Annotated in this window: 15 protein-coding genes; 8 read left to right on the forward strand and 7 right to left on the reverse strand. The window is 59.9% G+C overall.

Going from position 1 to position 17,531, the window contains the following annotated elements; translation table 11 throughout:
* Nucleotides 1–679: FAD-dependent oxidoreductase (locus ACESMK_RS15130; RefSeq protein ID WP_373000522.1), on the forward strand; the 679-nt coding region annotated here is incomplete at its 5' end.
* Nucleotides 680–804: 125 nt separating this feature from the next.
* Here ACESMK_RS15130 and ACESMK_RS15135 read toward each other — a convergent pair.
* Complete coding sequence (locus tag ACESMK_RS15135) at nucleotides 805–1,533, reverse strand: tRNA/rRNA methyltransferase (protein WP_373000525.1); 729 nt, start codon at nucleotides 1,531–1,533, stop codon at nucleotides 805–807.
* On the opposite strand from ACESMK_RS15135, the gene ACESMK_RS15140 reads away from it, so the two are divergent.
* Nucleotides 1,532–2,806: a methyltransferase gene (locus tag ACESMK_RS15140; RefSeq protein ID WP_373000528.1), complete on the forward strand. Its 1,275-nt coding sequence runs from the start codon at nucleotides 1,532–1,534 to the stop codon at nucleotides 2,804–2,806. The two genes, ACESMK_RS15135 and ACESMK_RS15140, sit on opposite strands and share 2 nt — an antisense overlap.
* Here the strand turns inward: ACESMK_RS15140 and ACESMK_RS15145 are convergent.
* The 3 genes from ACESMK_RS15145 to ACESMK_RS15155 form a co-directional block, all read right to left on the reverse strand.
* Entirely contained in the window at nucleotides 2,763–3,299 is a 537-nt protein-coding gene (locus ACESMK_RS15145) for a DUF4124 domain-containing protein (protein ID WP_373000530.1), read from the reverse strand. The two genes, ACESMK_RS15140 and ACESMK_RS15145, sit on opposite strands and share 44 nt — an antisense overlap.
* 18 nt (nucleotides 3,300–3,317) lie before the next feature.
* A complete protein-coding gene (locus ACESMK_RS15150; protein ID WP_373000533.1) occupies nucleotides 3,318–4,517 on the reverse strand; it encodes an OmpA family protein in 1,200 nt (399 codons plus the stop codon).
* Nucleotides 4,518–4,677: 160 nt separating this feature from the next.
* A complete protein-coding gene (locus ACESMK_RS15155; protein ID WP_373000536.1) occupies nucleotides 4,678–6,999 on the reverse strand; it encodes an ATP-dependent helicase in 2,322 nt (773 codons plus the stop codon).
* Between the two features lie 190 nt (nucleotides 7,000–7,189).
* On the opposite strand from ACESMK_RS15155, the gene ACESMK_RS15160 reads away from it, so the two are divergent.
* From ACESMK_RS15160 to ACESMK_RS15170, 3 genes are all read left to right on the forward strand, one after another.
* The gene (locus ACESMK_RS15160; protein ID WP_373000539.1) at nucleotides 7,190–7,567 is read left to right on the forward strand and encodes a DUF2237 family protein; all 378 of its coding nucleotides are present in this window, start codon (nucleotides 7,190–7,192) and stop codon (nucleotides 7,565–7,567) included.
* Nucleotides 7,567–9,726, forward strand: a complete 2,160-nt coding sequence (locus ACESMK_RS15165) for a tRNA(Met) cytidine acetyltransferase TmcA (protein WP_373000542.1) — start codon at nucleotides 7,567–7,569, stop codon at nucleotides 9,724–9,726. The genes ACESMK_RS15160 and ACESMK_RS15165 overlap by 1 nt, the downstream gene beginning before the upstream one ends.
* Nucleotides 9,727–9,798: 72 nt before the next feature.
* The gene (locus tag ACESMK_RS15170; protein WP_373000545.1) at nucleotides 9,799–10,296 is read left to right on the forward strand and encodes an ankyrin repeat domain-containing protein; all 498 of its coding nucleotides are present in this window, start codon (nucleotides 9,799–9,801) and stop codon (nucleotides 10,294–10,296) included.
* A gap of 10 nt (nucleotides 10,297–10,306) precedes the next feature.
* Here ACESMK_RS15170 and ACESMK_RS15175 read toward each other — a convergent pair whose 3' ends face one another.
* Entirely contained in the window at nucleotides 10,307–11,410 is a 1,104-nt protein-coding gene (locus ACESMK_RS15175) for an enoyl-CoA hydratase/isomerase family protein (protein WP_373000548.1), read from the reverse strand.
* Between the two features lie 219 nt (nucleotides 11,411–11,629).
* On the opposite strand from ACESMK_RS15175, the gene ACESMK_RS15180 reads away from it, so the two are divergent.
* Entirely contained in the window at nucleotides 11,630–11,965 is a 336-nt protein-coding gene (locus tag ACESMK_RS15180) for a c-type cytochrome (protein WP_373000800.1), read from the forward strand.
* A 26-nt stretch (nucleotides 11,966–11,991) separates the two neighbouring features.
* Here ACESMK_RS15180 and ppnN read toward each other — a convergent pair whose 3' ends face one another.
* Entirely contained in the window at nucleotides 11,992–13,374 is a 1,383-nt protein-coding gene (gene ppnN, locus ACESMK_RS15185; protein ID WP_373000551.1) for a nucleotide 5'-monophosphate nucleosidase PpnN, read from the reverse strand.
* Nucleotides 13,375–13,484: 110 nt separating this feature from the next.
* On the opposite strand from ppnN, the gene thiI reads away from it, so the two are divergent.
* Nucleotides 13,485–14,939 carry a tRNA uracil 4-sulfurtransferase ThiI gene (gene thiI, locus ACESMK_RS15190; RefSeq protein ID WP_373000554.1) on the forward strand — a complete coding sequence of 485 codons (1,455 nt, stop codon included), beginning with the start codon at nucleotides 13,485–13,487 and terminating at the stop codon, nucleotides 14,937–14,939.
* A gap of 4 nt (nucleotides 14,940–14,943) precedes the next feature.
* On the opposite strand, the gene ACESMK_RS15195 is transcribed toward thiI, so the two are convergent.
* Complete coding sequence (locus tag ACESMK_RS15195; protein ID WP_373000557.1) at nucleotides 14,944–15,957, reverse strand: histone deacetylase family protein; 1,014 nt, start codon at nucleotides 15,955–15,957, stop codon at nucleotides 14,944–14,946.
* A gap of 186 nt (nucleotides 15,958–16,143) precedes the next feature.
* On the opposite strand from ACESMK_RS15195, the gene ACESMK_RS15200 reads away from it, so the two are divergent.
* Nucleotides 16,144–17,531 (forward strand): NAD-dependent succinate-semialdehyde dehydrogenase (locus ACESMK_RS15200; protein ID WP_373000561.1); only part of this gene is annotated, 1,388 nt, incomplete at its 3' end.

The following is a 17,531-nucleotide window of genomic DNA, read 5'->3' on the forward strand; positions in this document are numbered from 1 at the left end:
TGATTGCCACCTCTTCGCCCGGGAGCTTGCCAAAGCCTGCGAGGCAAAAGGCGTGGTGGTTCGATACAACGTGGAAACGGAGCAGCTGATCGCTGATGACCACAAGGTCAGTGCCGTTTCACTCAGAACCAGCGATGGGGGCATGGAAACCCTGGAAGCCGATGCCTTCGTGATCAGCGCCGGTTGCTGGTCCAACCACCTGGTACAGCCTCTGGGCCTGGAACTACCCATCTATCCGGTGAAAGGCTACAGTCTGACCGTCCCGATGAAAGACCCTGAACGCGGTCCGGCATCGACCATTCACGACGACAACTACAAAGTGGTTTCCACCCGTCTGGGGAACAGACTACGGGCTACGGGTTTCGTCGAGCTGGCGGATTTCAATCGGGATATTCCGGAGGCGAGGCTGGCCACGATCCGGAAATCGGTAGAGTCCCGGTTCCCCGGCTGTGCGGATCTTGATGCCGCCGAGACCTGGACCGGTTTTCGCCCCATGACCCCGGATGGCCCGGCGATTATCGGGCGAGGTCCGAGGGACAATCTCTACCTCAACACCGGCCATGGCACCTTCGGTTGGACTCTATCTGCAGGTAGTGCAGATGTCATCGCCCAGGTAATTGCAGGTGAACAACCCGCCATCTGCCTGGATGCTTTCCGCCCAGGAAGATTCCAGGAGTAGTCTCAATAAACCGGTGCGCGCAAAAGGCCCGGGAGACGGACGGATAAGCCCTCCCGGGATCGTCGAAAACATGGATGTTTTCGTCGAGCGTACATGGACGTATTCACAGCGTATCCCGGGAGGGCTTATCCGTCCGTCTTATCCTCAGAATCCGAATGCGCTGGAGAACTAGATTCCACGACGCGCTCAATGTTCGAGCACAGCGTATGAACAAACCCGATATCCCGGTCAGACAACAACGGCAGCCGTTCAAAAACCCACTGGGACAGCTTTCCCTCAGGCGGTGTGTCCAGTTCCGGTAGCAAGGTTTCAAGCCGACCGCGGAGGGCGCCAAGACGATTTTCGTCGGCAGGCTCAGGCTGGTTATCCATAGCGTCTGAAAGCCCGGACATTTCCCAGGCGTAGAGCATTACGGACTGGGCGAGATTCAGAGAGGGGTAGGCGACTTTCATGGGAATGCCAGTCAGCAGATCGCACAACGCAAGTTCATCGTTCGATAAGCCCCGGTCTTCGCGCCCGAATACCAGGGCGGCCGTGGCCACGGATGAGCCCTTGGTAGCCAATACTTGCCGCAAGCCTGAGGGCGTGTGCCAATCCTGGCGCTGATGCCGCGTCTTGGCCGAGGTGCCCATCAGCAGGTCTACGGAGTTTCTTACCGCTGCCAGATCGGGGAAAATGCGCGCATTGTCCAGGATGTGGTCGCTGCCATGGGCCAGCCAATGGGCCTCGGGGCGGGTGTGCAGGTCGGAATTGACCAGCCAGAGCTCGCCGAAGCCCATGGTGCACAGGGCGCGGGCGGCCGCTCCGACATTTTCCGGAACCTTGGGTTCAACAAGTACAAAGGCCAGTTGCATGACGTTACCTCCGGCGGCGAGTTTACACCACGGCGCGGAATCTTTTTACCAGCGATGGCAGCAGCTGAATGACTGGCTGGTGCAGCACAGGGATTTCTGGCAACCGGCGCCGTTCATGACGCCGGAGCCGGCCTGGACAAAAGCTTATCCGCAACTGACCGCGATGCTGGCAGAGCTAACCGATGCCGAATGCCAGCATCTGGATGACGACCCCATTGAGCTGGCCGAGCGAGCGTCCCGGTGGCTGCCGTCTCTGGAAGCTTATGCCGACATGGTGCAGCTGCCGGAGCTTTTGCCATCAGCCGAGAAGGCATCGGAGGCGACCCTGCCGGAAATCCGGGCCACGGATATGCCCGGCCGGAAGCGACTGCAGTCGGGTGCTTTTGCCGCCGCACTGGCGCCACTGGAACACGCCGCCCTGGACTGGTGTTGCGGCAAGGGTCATCTGTCCCGGACGCTGGCGCCGTTCTGCACCGGTGAGATACAGGGTTTTGAGTGGAATCCGGAACTGGTGCGTGACGGCAACCGTCTGGCCCAGCACTTTGGGGATCGGGTGTCGATCGGCTGCCAGGATGTCATGGCGGCGGATCTGGCGCTTCCGGACAGTTACCACGGCGTTGCCCTCCATGCCTGCGGCGACCTTCATAGACAGCTTTTGAAGCGGGGCAGCGAGGCCGGGTTGCCGAGGCTGAGCATTTCACCTTGCTGCTACCACCTGACCGACCAGGCCATTTACCAGCCCCTTTCAGAGCGAGCATCGGGTTGTCAGAAGACACTGAAACCAGGCAGAAACGATCTGCGGCTGGCGGTCCAGGAAACGGTAACGGCGCCTGCACGAGTGCGTGAGCAGACTCGGCGTATCAGCCAGTGGCGCCTCGGGTTCGATGGCCTGCAGCGTTACCTGCGAGGGCGGGACGAATACCTTCCCGTACCCTCCCATCCGGCACGGCTTCTGAACGAGGGATTTCCGGCTTTCTGTCGCTGGGCAGCGGCTAAAAAACGCATCGAGTTGCCGGGCACAGTCGACTTCGACCACTGGCTGGCGTTCGGCGAAGATCGGCTGTCCCAGGTTCGTCGTCATGAGCTGGTCCGGCACCTGTTTCGGCGCCCCTTAGAAATCTGGATGGTGCTTGATTACGCGCTCTTCCTGGAGGAGCAGGGCTATCGGGTGCGGCTTGGGCATTTCTGCGACCGGTCTCTGACGCCCCGCAATCTGCTGCTGGATGCGGTCAGGGTTTCCGGTACTCCACCCGTTCAACGCAGCCATCCCTGAAATACACATAGGTCAGCTCATACAGCGCGCCGTAATAACGTGTCTGATAGATCCAGACTTCCTGCGGGTTGGTGTAGGTTTCTGGCGGGTTGCCGAAAGCCCGGCGCACATGGTCCCGCGTCATCCCCTGTACAACCTGTTCCCGCACCAGATAACGCCGCAGATCGGTGGAATTGATGAATCGGCAGGTATCGGCCGCTTCCGGTTCCGGATCGTCCGTTTCCTCCTCGGTTTCCGGCTCGGTTCGGGCAGGCAGGTTCTGGTTGAAGCTGCCCCCGATGCGGTTGTCACGCATTTGAACAGACTCGGCGTCCTCGCCACAGGGCTGGTCGGAGAACACGGGGCTGCCATCGACAGTGCATCGATACACCTGCGCCTGTGTGGTTCCGGACAGGGCCAGTGCAAGGATCGTGATGGCAGCAAACAGGGGCATGAGATTATTCCGGTTCATCTGGAAACAGAAAAGGCGCCCGAAGGCGCCTTTCTGGTTCATTCTGATTCAGCCTGTCTGTTAGCGGCGAATCTGAATGCGTGCTTCAACCCGACGGTTCTCGGCGCGGCCTTCCACGGTGTCGTTGGAAGCAATCGGCGCCTCCTCCCCATAGCCTACGGCGTTAACCCTGGACGGATCAACTCCCAGAGGGCCGGTCAGGCGGTCGGCAACGGCTTCGGCCCGACGCTGTGACAGTGCACGGTTGTAGTCGGCAGCACCGCGGCTGTCGGAGTGGCCGGCGATTTCCACGATGGTTTCAGGATTCTCGTTCAGGAAATCAGCCACCCGGCGGATCTCCGAATCGAAGGCATTACCAATCACCGAGCTATTGGTCGGGAACTGAACTTCGATGGTGAAGGTCTCGATGGTTTCGACAACACCCTCACAACCGGTCTCGTCGACTTTCGCGCCAGCGGCGGTATTCGGGCACAGATCCTGGCTGTTCACGACACCATCGTTGTCGCTGTCGAGTTCACAACCACGGCTGTCCACCTCGGCACCGCGAGGGGTGTTCGGGCAGTCGTCGCGGCTATCGACAACGCCATCGCGGTCGGCATCCGGCTCGCAACCGGTGCTGTCAACGGCGGTCCCTGCGGGTGTTCCCGGGCACTGGTCCCTGGAGTCAGGAACACCGTCACCGTCCGAATCCGCTGGCTCAGGTGCTGCCTGGGCAATGGTCCGGGTGAAGGCAAAGCTGATACCCAGAGAAACCTGGGTGTCGAAGGTGCTCTCATCAATGCCGTGGAACTCACGCAGGTCGCCACGCAGTGATACCGAGTCGCTGATGTTGTAGCGGAAGCCGGTTCCCACGTTTACGCGGGTCTCGTCATGGTTACTGCCAGCGGTTCTCGGGCCCGCAGGATCGGTGCCGAAGTCCGCATGGCCGGCACCCAGAGAGATGTACGGGTTCCAGGCTTCGTCCGGACCGGCGAAGTAGTAGGTACCATCGACCCGGACTTCGTCGAACTCCGATTCGCCCGCCACATATTTGCGATCCGCATCGGCGCGGGAGTAGAGGGCTTCAACCGACCAGTGCGGGCGGAAACGGTATTCCAGACCCACGCCAAAGGTGCCGGTTTCGCTCAGATCACGTTTGTCATCAAACAGCTGGAAGGCGGCGAACGGGTTGATATAAACGGTTTCCTGGCGGTCGGCCATGGCCGGCGTTGCCAGAGTCGCGGCCAGGGCGGCCACGGTCATCGGACGCATGATGTTCATGCAGAACCTCCTGTTCATTGTCGTTGTGGTACCGCACTTCCTCTTGAAAAGTGCTTGTATACCCGGAATTTAGGCTAATCGGCCAAAAAAGACAAAAAAATGATACGGATTGTTACGTCCGCAATTGTACCCAGTTGACCTTTACGTGCCAGAAGTCGTTTCAGGCCAGAGCGGTAAAATACAGATGCGCGCTCTTTTTGCTGAAATTGAGGATCTCGCCGTTGTCGAAGTGCACTTCGAACGAGCTTTCATCCTCGGCGACCACCGAGCCGGGGCCAAAGATCGCGTGGCCAAGACGCTTGTGATGCCAGAGTGGTTCCATCGAACTTGCCGAGGTTGCCGCCTGGCCTTCCAGTGTCACGCTCTCCCGGTCGGCATAGCGTTGGCTGACCGGCGTGAGGGGCGCGGTCAGGCGGATGGTTGAAGTCTCGGCCGGGATTCGTTCATCCAGCCAGCGCCCGAACTCCTCAGCCAGGGAGAAGCAGAACTCCTCGACAAACCGGCTCGGGCCCAGATCCCCATCCAGATGCGGTTGTTTGCTGGCCGGCCGGGTGATCAGGTGCAGCTGCTGGCGGGTCCGTGTCATGGCCACATAGAGCAGCCGACGTTCACTCTCCAGAAACCCCCTGGCGTCGTCCTGGGGGCGCGGGCTGTAGGGCAGGTACTTTTCCTGCAGGCCGGGAATGATCACCGTCGGCCATTCCAGCCCTTTGGTGCGGTGAATGGTCGAGAGCAACACGCCGCCCTGCTGTTTTTCTCCTGCCTGTTGCTTCAGGGCTTTCAGATGCTCCAGGGCGCCTTCGGCCGTCACATCCAGGCTTTTCAGGTACTGCCGGAATCCTTGCACGGTATCAATCCGTTCCTCGGCACTCTCATGGGTCAGTGCCAGGCTCCGGATGCCCTCATAGAGGTCTGTATGTTCGGCATAGACACTGATCAGTCCTGAAACAGGACCTCCGTAGCTTCGTAGTTGGGCCAGCACCTCGCCCAGCTTCCGCAACTTACGGGCCGCCATGGGTGCCAGGGCGTCAAAATCCATGGCCAGCAACCGATCGTGCCAGCCGGCGGAAAACCTGGCCAGGAACCGAGCCAACTGCTCCAGTTCGGGCTCCTTCAAACCGACGTGGGGGAAGCGTAATAACTGCCGTGCCAGTTCCAGTCGGTCTTCGTCAGGCAGATTCTCCAGCCTGCCGGTGACCACCATCAGCAAAGCGGTGATGGCCTGCACTTCCCGGCTGAACAGGGCGCCCTTGCCGGCATCAATCCGGTAGGGAATCTGCCTGGCCAGCAATTTCAGCTCGATGGGGACACTCTGGCTCCAGACCCGGAACAGGATCGCCGTTCCGGCCCGAGCCGGTTCCGACTGGCCCTGAAGAATCTGCAGCACGGTATCGGCATCGCTCTCCGCCCGATGCAGGGTGATCTCCGTGCCGGGCGTGGAAGGGTGGGAATGGCAGAGCACATCCTTGCGTCCGGTGTTGTGGCAGATCAGATGGTTCGCCAGCAACGCCACCCGGTGACCGTAGCGGAAGGTGTAACTGAGGGTCTGCTCCAGCGGGCTTTCGAACTCATCGCTGAACCGCTTGAGGATAAACTCAGGCTTCGCGCCCCGGAACTCGTAGATCGTCTGGTCCGGATCCCCCACCACCGTCACCCGGGCCCGGTCCCCGGCGACATAGCGCAACAACAGATGCTGGATCTCGTTGGTGTCCTGGTATTCATCCACCAGAATCAGATCCATCTTGTTGCCCACCAGCCTCTGCAACGGTGGATTCTGGTGAATCGCCATCACCGGCTCATACAGCATGTCGGCATAACTGATGCGTCCCTGGCTTTTACGCCACTGCTCGAAGCTGTGGAACAGATCAATCAGGTATTTGTGCTTGTCCGAATAGCCCAGCTCCTCAAACACAATCTCCGCCGGCGACAGCGTTGTCTTTACAAGATCAATAAACCCCGTCGCCGTCTCCACAAAATCCTTCTTGTTGCGCCGTATCTCATCCGCCAGATCCTCCGGCGCCAGCCGGCGCGTCAATTGCCAGGCCTGAAAGCTGATCTCCTGCTCGGTCAGAATCCTGTCCGAAAACCCCGGCAGATAGCCCTCCCGCACAAACCGTTTGTACAGCCGCAAGCCCATGGCGTGGTAGGTCCGGATCTCCGGCAACGCCAGCCCACTCTGAGCACACACCTCCTGCAGCTTGCGCTCGAAATCCACCCGGGCGCTGCGGTTAAACATCAACACCAGCATCCGGGCCGGATCATGCCCCTGTTCCAGCAGATACCGGATGCGCCAGGCCAGGGTCGACGTCTTGCCACTGCCGGCCACGGCGGTAATCACCGAATGCTCATAGCCGGCGGTAATAATCGCCCGCTGTTCATCGGTGAGGTAATCCGGAAGGTTGGTGGTATCAGAAATTTGGGGTTCGGTCGGCATGGCCGGTATTGTAACGGCCTGCTGGTAGAGCGGATACCGCTGCCGCATAATTGAAATTCCTCTTTATGGCCGTTGGACTATAACTCACAGGTACGACAGTGAGTTGGGATAAGCCTTTCCAAAACTGTGCGGAGCCATGGATGGCGGAGCCCAAGCGCCACATGGATGTGCCGCAAGGAGCGTGTTTTGGAAAGGCTTATCCCAACTTACTGCCCACGAAACTTGAAGGTCTGGAAAAATGGAAATGTCAGAATCGGTAAACGTATTAGGCGAAAAACTGGAAACCTGCGGCAAAGACCCGATTACCGGCTTCTACCGCGATGGCTGCTGCAACGTCGGCCCCGATGACTTCGGCCTGCACGCCGTCTGCGCCGTAGTGACCGACGAATTCCTTGAATTCTCCAAAGCCCGGGGCAACGACCTCAGCACCCCCAGACCCGAATTTGGCTTCGAAGGCCTGAAAGCCGGCGACAGCTGGTGCCTCTGTGCCGCGCGCTGGCAGGAAGCCTTCGAAGCTGGCTGTGCGCCACGAGTTCGCCTGCGGGCCACTCACCAGGCAGCTCTTGAAAAATGCGCCCTCGATGACCTCAAGGCCCACGGTGCCGACCTCAGCTGATGAGCCATTCGGGACCCGATACTGCGCCAGAGGCAGCCGACTGGCAGGCCCTGCAGATCAGCCTGGCTGCCAACGGCGAGCGCCGGTTGGTGCTCCTCGACGGCGATCGGGCCGAGTCCCTGAGCTGGCTCTCTCAGCTACTACCGGATCTTTCACTCCAGACCGGCCTCTGGACCGGTCCGGCGGATCAATGCCCGGATTCCCGGCTGACCTGCATCACACCGGCGAAAGCCCGGGAATGGCTTGGCCGTGAAGTCTCCCTCATTGTCTGGGACGGCTGGCAGGGCAACCCCCCGGATGCCTTCGCGGGGCTGTCAGGGGCCTTGACCGCCGGCGGCTTGCTGTTCTGGTTGATGCCGCCACTTGCGGACTGGTGCCAGTTCGCCGATCCGGATTATCCGAGAACCGGCCTGGATCATGGTGCTGAACATCCCTTCGCCGCGCGAATGGCTGACATTCTTGCCGAACATGAGGCCGTGATCCGGATCTCCCCGGGTGCGACAGCCTCGCCATTGTCCGCCGTTCCTCCCATGCCGACGCAAAAATTCCGGATCGGGACCACCCGCGACCAGGAACAACTGGTTCAGCGGCTGATCCGTTTTGGCCTGGGGCGACGACGTCGACCGGTGGTGGTCACGGCAGACAGGGGGCGGGGCAAATCCGCAGCCCTTGGTATGGCCGCCGCCGAATTACTGCAAAAGGACAGGCGGGAGATTGTTGTCACTGCACCCTCGGAACAGAGCGTGGAGGCGCTGTTTCGTCATGCCCGCGAAGCGCTTGAGGGGCGGCTCGACGAAATAAACCCGGGGAGGCTGACAACCTGCGCCGGAGCACGACTGAGATATATCCCGATACAGGAATTACTGGCGTCGCGACCTGAGGCCGAAGTTGTCCTGGTGGACGAGGCGGCTGCCATACCGGCTTCGCTCCTGAAGGCGATTCTGCTGGGTTGGCCCAGGGTGGCGTTTGCCACCACGGTCCACGGTTACGAGGGCGCCGGCCGGGGCTTTGCCATTCGTTTTCGCCAGGTTCTGGATCAGTCAACGCCCCACTGGCAGGCGACGACACTGACCGAGCCGGTGCGGTGGGCGCCGGACGATCCTCTGGAAGCCCTGGTGTCCCGACTCTTTCTGCTCGCGGCGGACGGCAGCGCCGCCGTCCGCGAGGCCGATACCAACAAGACTGAGCTGGTTATCGAACCCTGGCGACCGGCAATCGCCAGTGATGAGGTGCTATCGGAAGCCTTCGGCTTGCTGGTAGATGCCCATTACCGGACCAGTCCGGCCGATCTCCGGCAATGGCTGGATGACCCCGCCGCCCGCAGCTGGCGTGCGCGGATTGGCGACCGGACGGTTGGCGTGCTCTGGTGTGCGCTGGAAGGCGGGCTTTCGCCGGAGCTGGCGGAACAGGTCAGCCTCGGTAAACGCCGTATCCGCGGTCATCTCCTGCCCCAGTCGCTGGCCAGCCACAGCGGCTATCCGGAAGCCGCTTCCCTCACTGGCCTCCGGGTTGTCCGTATTGCGGTATCAGACGACGACAGGCGATCGGGCATTGGGCGCCGCCTGGTCGAGGCGGCACACGCTTATACCCTTGAGCGGGGTGTTGACTATCTTGGAACCAGTTTTGGTGGCAGCGCCGACCTGCTGGCGTTCTGGCAGAGCACTGGCCTGCACGTGGTCAGGGTCGGCTTGCAACAGGAGGCTTCCAGTGGCGAGTATCCGTTGCAGATGATCAAAGGCGTTTCGCCGGCGGGGGTGGCGCTCGCAGGGCGTATCCGCAATCGACTGGCTGGCCACTGGCTCACCCTGGTGCCGGAAAGCTGGCCGGAGCTGGAGCCGGAAGTGCTGGCGCAGGTAACGGCGGATCTGCCGCCGGGACCGGAACTGGATAACGACGACCTGCGGGATCTCCGCAACTTCGCCAATGGCCACCGGGGATTTGAGGTCATGGTTCCCGTATTGCGGAAGCTGAGCCAGGCACCGGGTGTCATGGCGTGGCTGAGTGAACAACCGATGCTGACCTTGTGGTGTTGGAGGGTTCTGCAAGCCAGGCCATGGTCCTCGCTTCAGGCCAGGAAGCTTTGCCTGGGGCAGAAAGAGGGCGAGGACCGCCTGCGGCAGCTGGTCAGGGATCTTCTGGAAAACGGGCCGGAGTTGTGAACCGCTCGATTTAATTCCGGGCGCCGGCTGCTCAGAATAGGCCATCCCATCCTTCCTCAGAGACTGTTTGTTATGGCCAAGGGAACCGGCTCTCCCCGTGTCTTGTTGATATTGCTCGCGCTTCTGTCCTTTTTGTCTGCCTGTGCCTCCCAGAGCCAGACGGTAACGTTAAGCCCACAGGCACTGGCCGAGGCTGATGCACTTCTGATTTCAGCCGCCGGCAATGGCGAGAAAAGACGAGTGCAGCTGTTGCTGTCAGCCGGTGCCAGCGTTAATGCCAGGGACAGTCAGGGCTACACCCCGGTGATCCGGGCTGCAGAAAACGGCCATCTTTCGGTAGTCAAGCTGTTGCTTGCGGCCGGCGCCAACGTCAATGTCAGCCAGGGTGGGGAATCACTGCTCATGAAGGTTGTTGCCAGTGGCGATCTGCTGACCGCCGAGACACTCCTGGCGGCCGGAGCGGATGTGAATTACCGGGCCGACAGTGGGCGGACGGCACTGGACGTGGCCCGGGCCACCAGCAATCGGGATCTGGAAATGCTGCTGGTGCAGGCGGGAGCCCAGCTCTAGCGCCCGGCCGTCATTCCAGGCCCATCGGGTCGGTTTCGTCGTCCCACTCCGGGCTGAAATGGCCGGCAACCACCTCCTCCGGCACATCGGCAACGGCCGGGTAACTCCATTTCGGCTGGCGATCCTTGTCGATGGCCAGGGCGCGTATACCCTCCGTCAGGTCGGGACGGCGGATGCATTCAGAGACCATCGCAAGTTCCATACGGAACACATCCTTCAGGGACATCTGCTGGGCTTTTTTCAGCTGCGTCCAGATCAGCCAGGCCGACACCGGGCACCCGGTCCGCAGCGTGTTCATGCAGGTGTGCCACCAGTCGCAGTCCACCTCCGCAGTCAGCAGCTGATCGACAACCTCGGGCAGTTCGTCACCGGCGCTCAGCCTGGCAATTCGCTGTTCGTGCCGCGCAAGATGGCTGGCGGGCAGAGCCCGATAGTCCGGGGTCTGAATCTGATTGAGCAAACGGAACAGGCGGTTGTCATCGGCGGCGGTCTGCCCTGTCCAGCGTTCCGAAGCCAGCCGGTCGAGCAGGCGTTCACGATCCTCCGGTCCAATGGCCATGTCGGCCAGGCCAACCCGTAGCGCATCGCTGGCGTTCAGGCGGGCGCCCGTCAAACCCATGAACAGTCCAAGCCGGCCGGGCAGTCGATTCAGGAACCAGCTGGCGCCCACATCGGGAAACAGACCGATGGCGATTTCGGGCATCGCCAGGGTGAGATCCGGTGTCACCAGCCGATAGCGGCAACCGGAAAACACACCGAGGCCACCCCCCATCACTACACCGTGGGCAATGCCGAGCACCGGTTTCGGGAAGCGGTGAATGTTGTAATCCATTCGGTATTCGCGGCTGAAAAACCGTACCGGTTTTTCCGGGTCTTCAGGCTCGAGGATGGCGTCATACAGTTCACGGATGTCGCCGCCGGCGCAGAAGGCCTTTTCACCGGCACCCTGTATTACCACGATGCAGATCCGGTCATCATCGGCCCAACGGTCGAGAATTTCCTGGGTCTGCTCGATCATGCGCTCGGACAGGGCGTTGAGCTTGCCCGGGGAGTTCAGCGTCAGAATACCAATGTGGCCTTCGCGGCAGGCAAGTTCCTGGGCCTCTACAGACATTGACGTTATCTCCGGAGAATTGAATCAACTTTGGGTGCGGAATCGAACGTACTGTCACCCTTACAGCCAGAACAGAAAAGAGGACGAACGTCGAAAGGCCGTCCTTGATCTATCTTATTTGAGCTTGCCCGGCTCTATGCTATAAGTGCTAGTCAGTTTACTGTCCGGCTTCCGAACCGGCCTGAAAATCTTGAAAACGATGAAGAGAGGGTAATGACAATGAATCTGAAACACTACGCTGTTGCGGGAATTTTTGCGCTTGGCGCCGCAGTACCTGCAGTAGTTTCTGCCGGCGATCCTGAGGCTGGCAAGGCCAAGGCTGCGGTATGCGCCGCTTGCCACGGTCAGAACGGTATTGCCCAGATCCCCACGTATCCGAACCTGGCAGGCCAGAATGAGCAGTACCTCGTTTCTTCACTCAAGGCTTACAAGAACAAGCAGCGCTCAGGCGGCCAGGCGGCCATCATGCAGGGCCAGGCCACTGGGTTGAGTGACGACGATATCGCCAATCTGGCGGCGTACTATGCCAGTATGCCGGCGGACGGCGGCAAGTAAGCTCTCTCTTCCGTGTGCGGAGCGGCTCAGGCCGCTCCGCTGACAATGCGATAGCTGGGCCTGTAGGCCGAAGAACCCGGTAATTTCATGCGGTTCTGGGTTACGAACTGCTCCAGCATGGCCTCAAGTGGTTTGATCAGACTGGGATCGCCGGCAATCTCGAACGGCCCCTTCTCCTGAACCTGACGTATTCCTCCTTCTTTCACGTTGCCGGCAACGATGCCACTGAATGCCTTGCGCAGATTCGCTGCAATCATGTGCACCGGCTGGTCCCGGTGAAGCTCAAGCGCCCGCATGTTGTCGTGATTGGGCTCGAACGGTAACTGGAATACAGGGTCAATCTTCAGCATCCAGTTGAAGTAGTAAGCATCCTGCATGGCGCGGCGGAAAGTCTCGACCTCCTTCATGCCCTTTTTCATGGTTTGGGCCACGAGCACCGGATCGTCAATGATGATTTCGTATTTGCTGGCGGCTTCGTCCCCGAGGGCGTTCCGGATGAACTTGTCGATCATCTCAAAGTACTCAGCGTTCTCCTGCTGCCCCGTGAACACTACCGGGAAGGGCAGGTCCGCGTTATCCGGGTGAAGGAGGATACCCAACAGGTAAAGAATTTCCTCGGCGGTGCCCACGCCGCCCGGGAATACAATAACCCCGTGGCCGCAGCGAACAAAGGCTTCCAGACGTTTTTCAATATCCGGCATGATAACCAGCTCATTGACGATGGGGTTGGGGGCCTCCGCGCCAATAATGCCGGGTTCGGTAATACCGATGTAGCGGCCGTCTTTAACCCGCTGCTTGGCGTGGCCAATGGTGGCGCCTTTCATGGGGCCTTTCATGGCCCCGGGGCCACACCCGGTACAGATGCTCAGGGCTCTAAGGCCCAGTTGATGACCGACATCCTTGCTGTACTGGTATTCATCATGGCTGATCGAGTGGCCACCCCAACAGACGACCAGATCCGGTTGTCTTCCCGCCTGAAGTACCCGCGCATTGCGCAGGATATGGAAAACATAGTTGGTAAGGTCCTCAGGATCGTCACGACGGAAACCTGCAGCGGATTGGGGTATCGAATGGGAATAGATAATATCCCTCAGAACCGAAAACAGGTGCTCACGGATCGCCCGAAGCATCTGGCCATCAACAAACGCGTGGGCGGGGGCATTGATGAGTTCGAGTTTGAGACCTCGCGGCTGGGGCACCAGGCGGACATCAAAGTCCGCGTGGGATTCCATCAATGCCTGACAGTCGTCGGTTTCTACCCCGGTATTCAGAACCGCCAGGGCACACTGGCGAAATAGTCGATACAGGCCTCCCTCGCTGCGGTCCTTCAGGCGGTTGACCTCATGATTGGAGAGAATTTCAAGGCTGCCCTCGGGGGATACCAGGGCATTGATGGTCGGTTCCTGCATTAACGGTGAAACTCCTGAATGTTGCGGAAATGCCCGATTTTGAGGCACGCAGTCAAAGGGGTAGACTAAGGCCTTTCCGTAAAATACGCCACCCGACAAAATTCCGATTTATGAAACTGCTTATTCGTCCCGCTCCGGAAGTTGCCATCAAGAGTAAACCTGTTCGTCGTCAGCAGATGCGCCATCTGCGCCAGAACATTCGCAAACTGCTGGCCCGGCTGGATCCGGGAATCCATGTTGAAGGCAGCTGGGATCGGGTGGACGTGGAGGTCCCTGACGGACTCGGGCTATCCGGGCCGGTCCTGGAAGCGCTTCTTCGCATACCGGGCATTTCCACCATCCAGGAAATCGGAGCGTTTCCGTTTGTCAGCCTTGACGACGTTGCCGATAAGGCAGTGGAAGCGTTCGCCGACCGTCTGAACGGCAAAACGTTTGCGGTCAGGGCCCGCCGTCATGGCGAACACGGTTTCCGATCCATTGATCTGGAGCGGACTGTGGGTACCGCGCTCATGCAGGCATCGGCAGCCACGGGTGTTGACCTGAAATCGCCACAGGTTGAAGTACGTATCGAGGTGCATGGTGATCAGTTCCACATCGCCCACCGCAAGCACCGCGGACTGGGCGGCTATCCGTTGGGCAGTGTCGAGAATGTGCTGACTCTGATTTCCGGCGGCTACGACTCTTCGGTGGCCGCCTACCTGATGATGCGTCGTGGCCTGCGCAATCATTTCCTGTTCTTCAGTCTCGGTGGCACGGCCCATGAAGTCGGTGTGCGCCAGGTGGTGCATTACCTGTGGGATCGCTACGGTGCCTCCCACAGTGCCAAATTTATCTCGGTACCGTTTGAGGGTGTCGTGGCGGAAATTATGCGGTCGGTGAGCCATCGTCACTGGGGCGTGGTGCTCAAGCGCCAGATGCTTATGGCAGCGGCCGAGATTGCCCGCAAGAACAATGCAACGGGGCTGGTGACAGGCGACGCGGTGGCCCAGGTTTCCAGCCAGACCCTGAGCAACCTGAATGTGGTGGATCGGGCCAGCGACGAGGTGGTTCTGCGCCCGTTGGTGTCCATGGACAAGGAATCCATCATCCGTATCGCCCGGGAAATTGGCACGGAAGTCTATGCCCGCAACATGCCGGAATACTGTGGCGTCATTTCCCAGAAACCGGCGACCCGTGCCAAGCTCCATCGAGTTGAGGAAGATGAAGCTCAGATGGACGCGTCTGTGCTTGCCAATGCGATTGAGGCCCGGGAAGAAACGCCGGTAAACCGGTTGCTGGAAACGACCGTGACACCCGAGGAAGTAGAACTGGTGCAGACACCCTCGGTGGATGATGTGATCATCGATGTGCGCCATCCATCGGAGGGCGAGCAGTCACCGCTGACACTGACCAACAATGAAATTCTGCACATTCCATTCTATGAGCTGAACCAGCAGATGCCGGAACTGCCAGCGAACCGGCAGTATTTGCTGTATTGCGATCGCGGCACCATGAGCCGGATGCACGCCGGGCACCTGAAGGCGGAGGGGCACGCAAACGTGAAGGTTTACGCACCCGCAGCCTGAAAGTTTAGCCTGCCAGACCCTTGAAAAACTGCTGGACGTTCTCGCTCAAGGCCTCCAGGTCATAACCGCCTTCCTGCACCACCAGCGTCGGCAGCCCCAGCTGACGCACGTGGGTGCTGAGCTTGCAGAAACCTTCGGAAGAGACGGACACCTTGGCCTGGGGATCGTTCTTGTAGATATCGAAACCGAGGGCAAGGATCAGGGCATCCGGTTGGTAAAGTTTGATGGCCGCCAGGGCTTCGTCCAGTTTCGCGAAGAAATCCTCTTCTGTTGAGCCGTGGGGCATAGGCATATTGATGTTGTAGCCGAAACCTTCTCCCTCCCCTCGCTCGTTTTCAAAGCCGGTGACCACCGGATAGAAGTTGGTGGGGTCGCCGTGAATCGAGATATAGAGCACGTCGCTGCGGTCGTAGAAAATCTCCTGGATGCCCTGACCATGGTGCATATCCGTATCCAGAATCACGATTCTCGGGAACCGGGTTTTCATGTGTTCGGCGGCGATAGCGGCGTTGTTCAGGTAGCAGAAACCACCGGCGGCATCCCGGCGGGCATGGTGCCCCGGCGGGCGGCACACTGCGTAGGAGGTGCGATCGCCGGCGATCAGCGCGTCGGCGGCGCCCAGCGCGCTCTGGGCGGACCAGTAGGCGGCATGCCAGGTGTGTTCACCAATCGGACAACTGCCATCGGCCTGGTATCGGGCGGCTTCGGCCAGTATGCCAGTCAGGTGGTTGGGGGAACGCACAAAGATGTTCGAGATGACCTCATCGCCCCAGTCATCCATCTGTTTCCAGCGCCGATGGGCGGATTCCAGGAAACGCAGGTAACCCAGATCGTGAACCTTTGAGATGGGCCCGGCGCCCTGGTCTGCTGGCTGGAGCACTGAAATGCCCATTTCCCGCAGTCCGCCCAACATTTCACCGGTTCGGGCAGGAATCTCCTGGGGCTGTCGCATCTGTCCCCGGGTAAAGTAGGTCTGTGGAATGTGCTCATCCTGTGCGGGATGGAAAAATGCCTTCATTGTCCGCTCTCCTGGGTGTCTGATTCCCCGAGTATAGGCACACTCAAGGGATGATCAAAAGCCTGCCCTTGACTTTACAGGTCGGGATACAACATCCACTATGAAAGACATAAAACACTGACGCAACCAGATTACCTGGACTGCGCCCCACACGGGGGCGGAGCCAATCACAGAAGAGGAGCCGAGATGATCGAGTCACCCCTGCTGGAAAAGCTGACCGGCTATATCGGTGGTCGCTGGACTGACAATGAACATGGCAACACCTTCGACGTTTATAACCCGGCAACGGGCAAGGTGATCGCCCAGGTCGCATCCATGCCAGAGGATGAAGTGAAGGCCGCCATCGCAGCCGGCAAGTCGGCCCTTCGGCTGACCAGCCCCTACAGCATCGAGACCCGCCGGAAATGGCTGGAAGATATCCGGGACGCACTCAAGGCCAACAAGGAGGAGGTCGGCCGGATCCTGTGTATGGAGCATGGCAAACCCCTGCACGAAGCCCAGGGCGAGGTGGATTACGCTGCCGGTTTCTTCGATTACTGCTCCAAGCACATCCAGGCCCTGGACGCCCACACCATTCCGGAAAAGCCGAAAGATTGCACCTGGACCGTCCACTACCGCCCCATTGGTGTCACCGGCCTGATCACGCCCTGGAACTTTCCCATTGGCATGATCGCCAAGAAGCTGTCTGCGGCCCTGGCGGCCGGCTGTCCGTCGGTCATCAAGCCGGCCAGTGAAACCCCGCTCACCATGATTGCCCTGTTCAGCTTGATGGACAAGCACACCGACATACCCGACGGCATGGTCAACCTGGTGATGGGCAAGGCCAGCGTGATCGGCAAGGTTCTGTGCGAAAGCCCGGATGTGCCCATGCTCAGCTTCACCGGCTCCACTGAAGTGGGTCGCAAGCTGATTGTCGACACGGCGGATCAGGTCAAGAAACTGGCTCTGGAGCTGGGCGGCAACGCGCCGTTCATTGTCTTTGACGACGCCGATCTGGACGCTGCGGCAGACAATCTTATCGCCAACAAATTCCGCGGTGGCGGCCAGACCTGTGTTTGTGCCAACCGGATTTTCGTGCATGAGAAAGTGGCCGATGCCTTCGGTGAAAAGCTTGCCGAGCGGGTCAACAAAATGACCGTCGGTGACGGCATCAACGGCGACGTGGATCTTGGCCCCCTGATCAATCAGGCTGGTTACGACAAGGTCAAACGCCACGTGCAGGACGCTCTTGAAAAAGGCGCGACCCTGGTGGCCGGCAAGAAACCGGAAGATCTTGGCGACGACCTGTTCTTCCCACCCACCGTGGTACACGGTGTAAACCGGGATATGTGCTGCTACCAGGAAGAAACCTTCGGTCCGCTGGTACCCATGGCCCTGTTCCGCACGGAAGAGGAAGTCATTGAAGCCGGTAACGACACCGAGTTCGGCCTGGCCTCCTACGTGTTCACCAACGATGCCGAACGCGCCCAGCGCGTTGCCGCCGGCCTGCGTTTCGGCCACTGCGGCTGGAACACCGGCACCGGCCCGACCCCGGAAGCGCCGTTTGGTGGCATGAAGGCTTCTGGTATTGGCCG

The sequence above is a fragment of the Marinobacter sp. genome (assembly GCF_041687235.1).
Lineage (GTDB): Bacteria > Pseudomonadota > Gammaproteobacteria > Pseudomonadales > Oleiphilaceae > Marinobacter.

Excerpts from the sequence above, each read along its gene's own strand:
- ACESMK_RS15140 (WP_373000528.1), top strand. The coding sequence starts at position 1,532 with ATGACGTTACCTCCGGCGGCGAGTTTACACCACGGCGCGGAATCTTTT.
- ACESMK_RS15180 (WP_373000800.1), top strand. The coding sequence starts at position 11,630 with ATGAATCTGAAACACTACGCTGTTGCGGGAATTTTTGCGCTTGGCGCC.
- ACESMK_RS15150 (WP_373000533.1), bottom strand. The coding sequence starts at position 4,517 with ATGAACATCATGCGTCCGATGACCGTGGCCGCCCTGGCCGCGACTCTG.
- ACESMK_RS15170 (WP_373000545.1), top strand. The coding sequence starts at position 9,799 with ATGGCCAAGGGAACCGGCTCTCCCCGTGTCTTGTTGATATTGCTCGCG.
- ACESMK_RS15155 (WP_373000536.1), bottom strand. The coding sequence starts at position 6,999 with ATGCGGCAGCGGTATCCGCTCTACCAGCAGGCCGTTACAATACCGGCC.
- ppnN (WP_373000551.1), bottom strand. The coding sequence starts at position 13,374 with ATGCAGGAACCGACCATCAATGCCCTGGTATCCCCCGAGGGCAGCCTT.
- thiI (WP_373000554.1), top strand. The coding sequence starts at position 13,485 with ATGAAACTGCTTATTCGTCCCGCTCCGGAAGTTGCCATCAAGAGTAAA.
- ACESMK_RS15160 (WP_373000539.1), top strand. The coding sequence starts at position 7,190 with ATGGAAATGTCAGAATCGGTAAACGTATTAGGCGAAAAACTGGAAACC.
- ACESMK_RS15175 (WP_373000548.1), bottom strand. The coding sequence starts at position 11,410 with ATGTCTGTAGAGGCCCAGGAACTTGCCTGCCGCGAAGGCCACATTGGT.
- ACESMK_RS15145 (WP_373000530.1), bottom strand. The coding sequence starts at position 3,299 with ATGAACCAGAAAGGCGCCTTCGGGCGCCTTTTCTGTTTCCAGATGAAC.
- ACESMK_RS15135 (WP_373000525.1), bottom strand. The coding sequence starts at position 1,533 with ATGCAACTGGCCTTTGTACTTGTTGAACCCAAGGTTCCGGAAAATGTC.
- ACESMK_RS15165 (WP_373000542.1), top strand. The coding sequence starts at position 7,567 with ATGAGCCATTCGGGACCCGATACTGCGCCAGAGGCAGCCGACTGGCAG.
- ACESMK_RS15195 (WP_373000557.1), bottom strand. The coding sequence starts at position 15,957 with ATGAAGGCATTTTTCCATCCCGCACAGGATGAGCACATTCCACAGACC.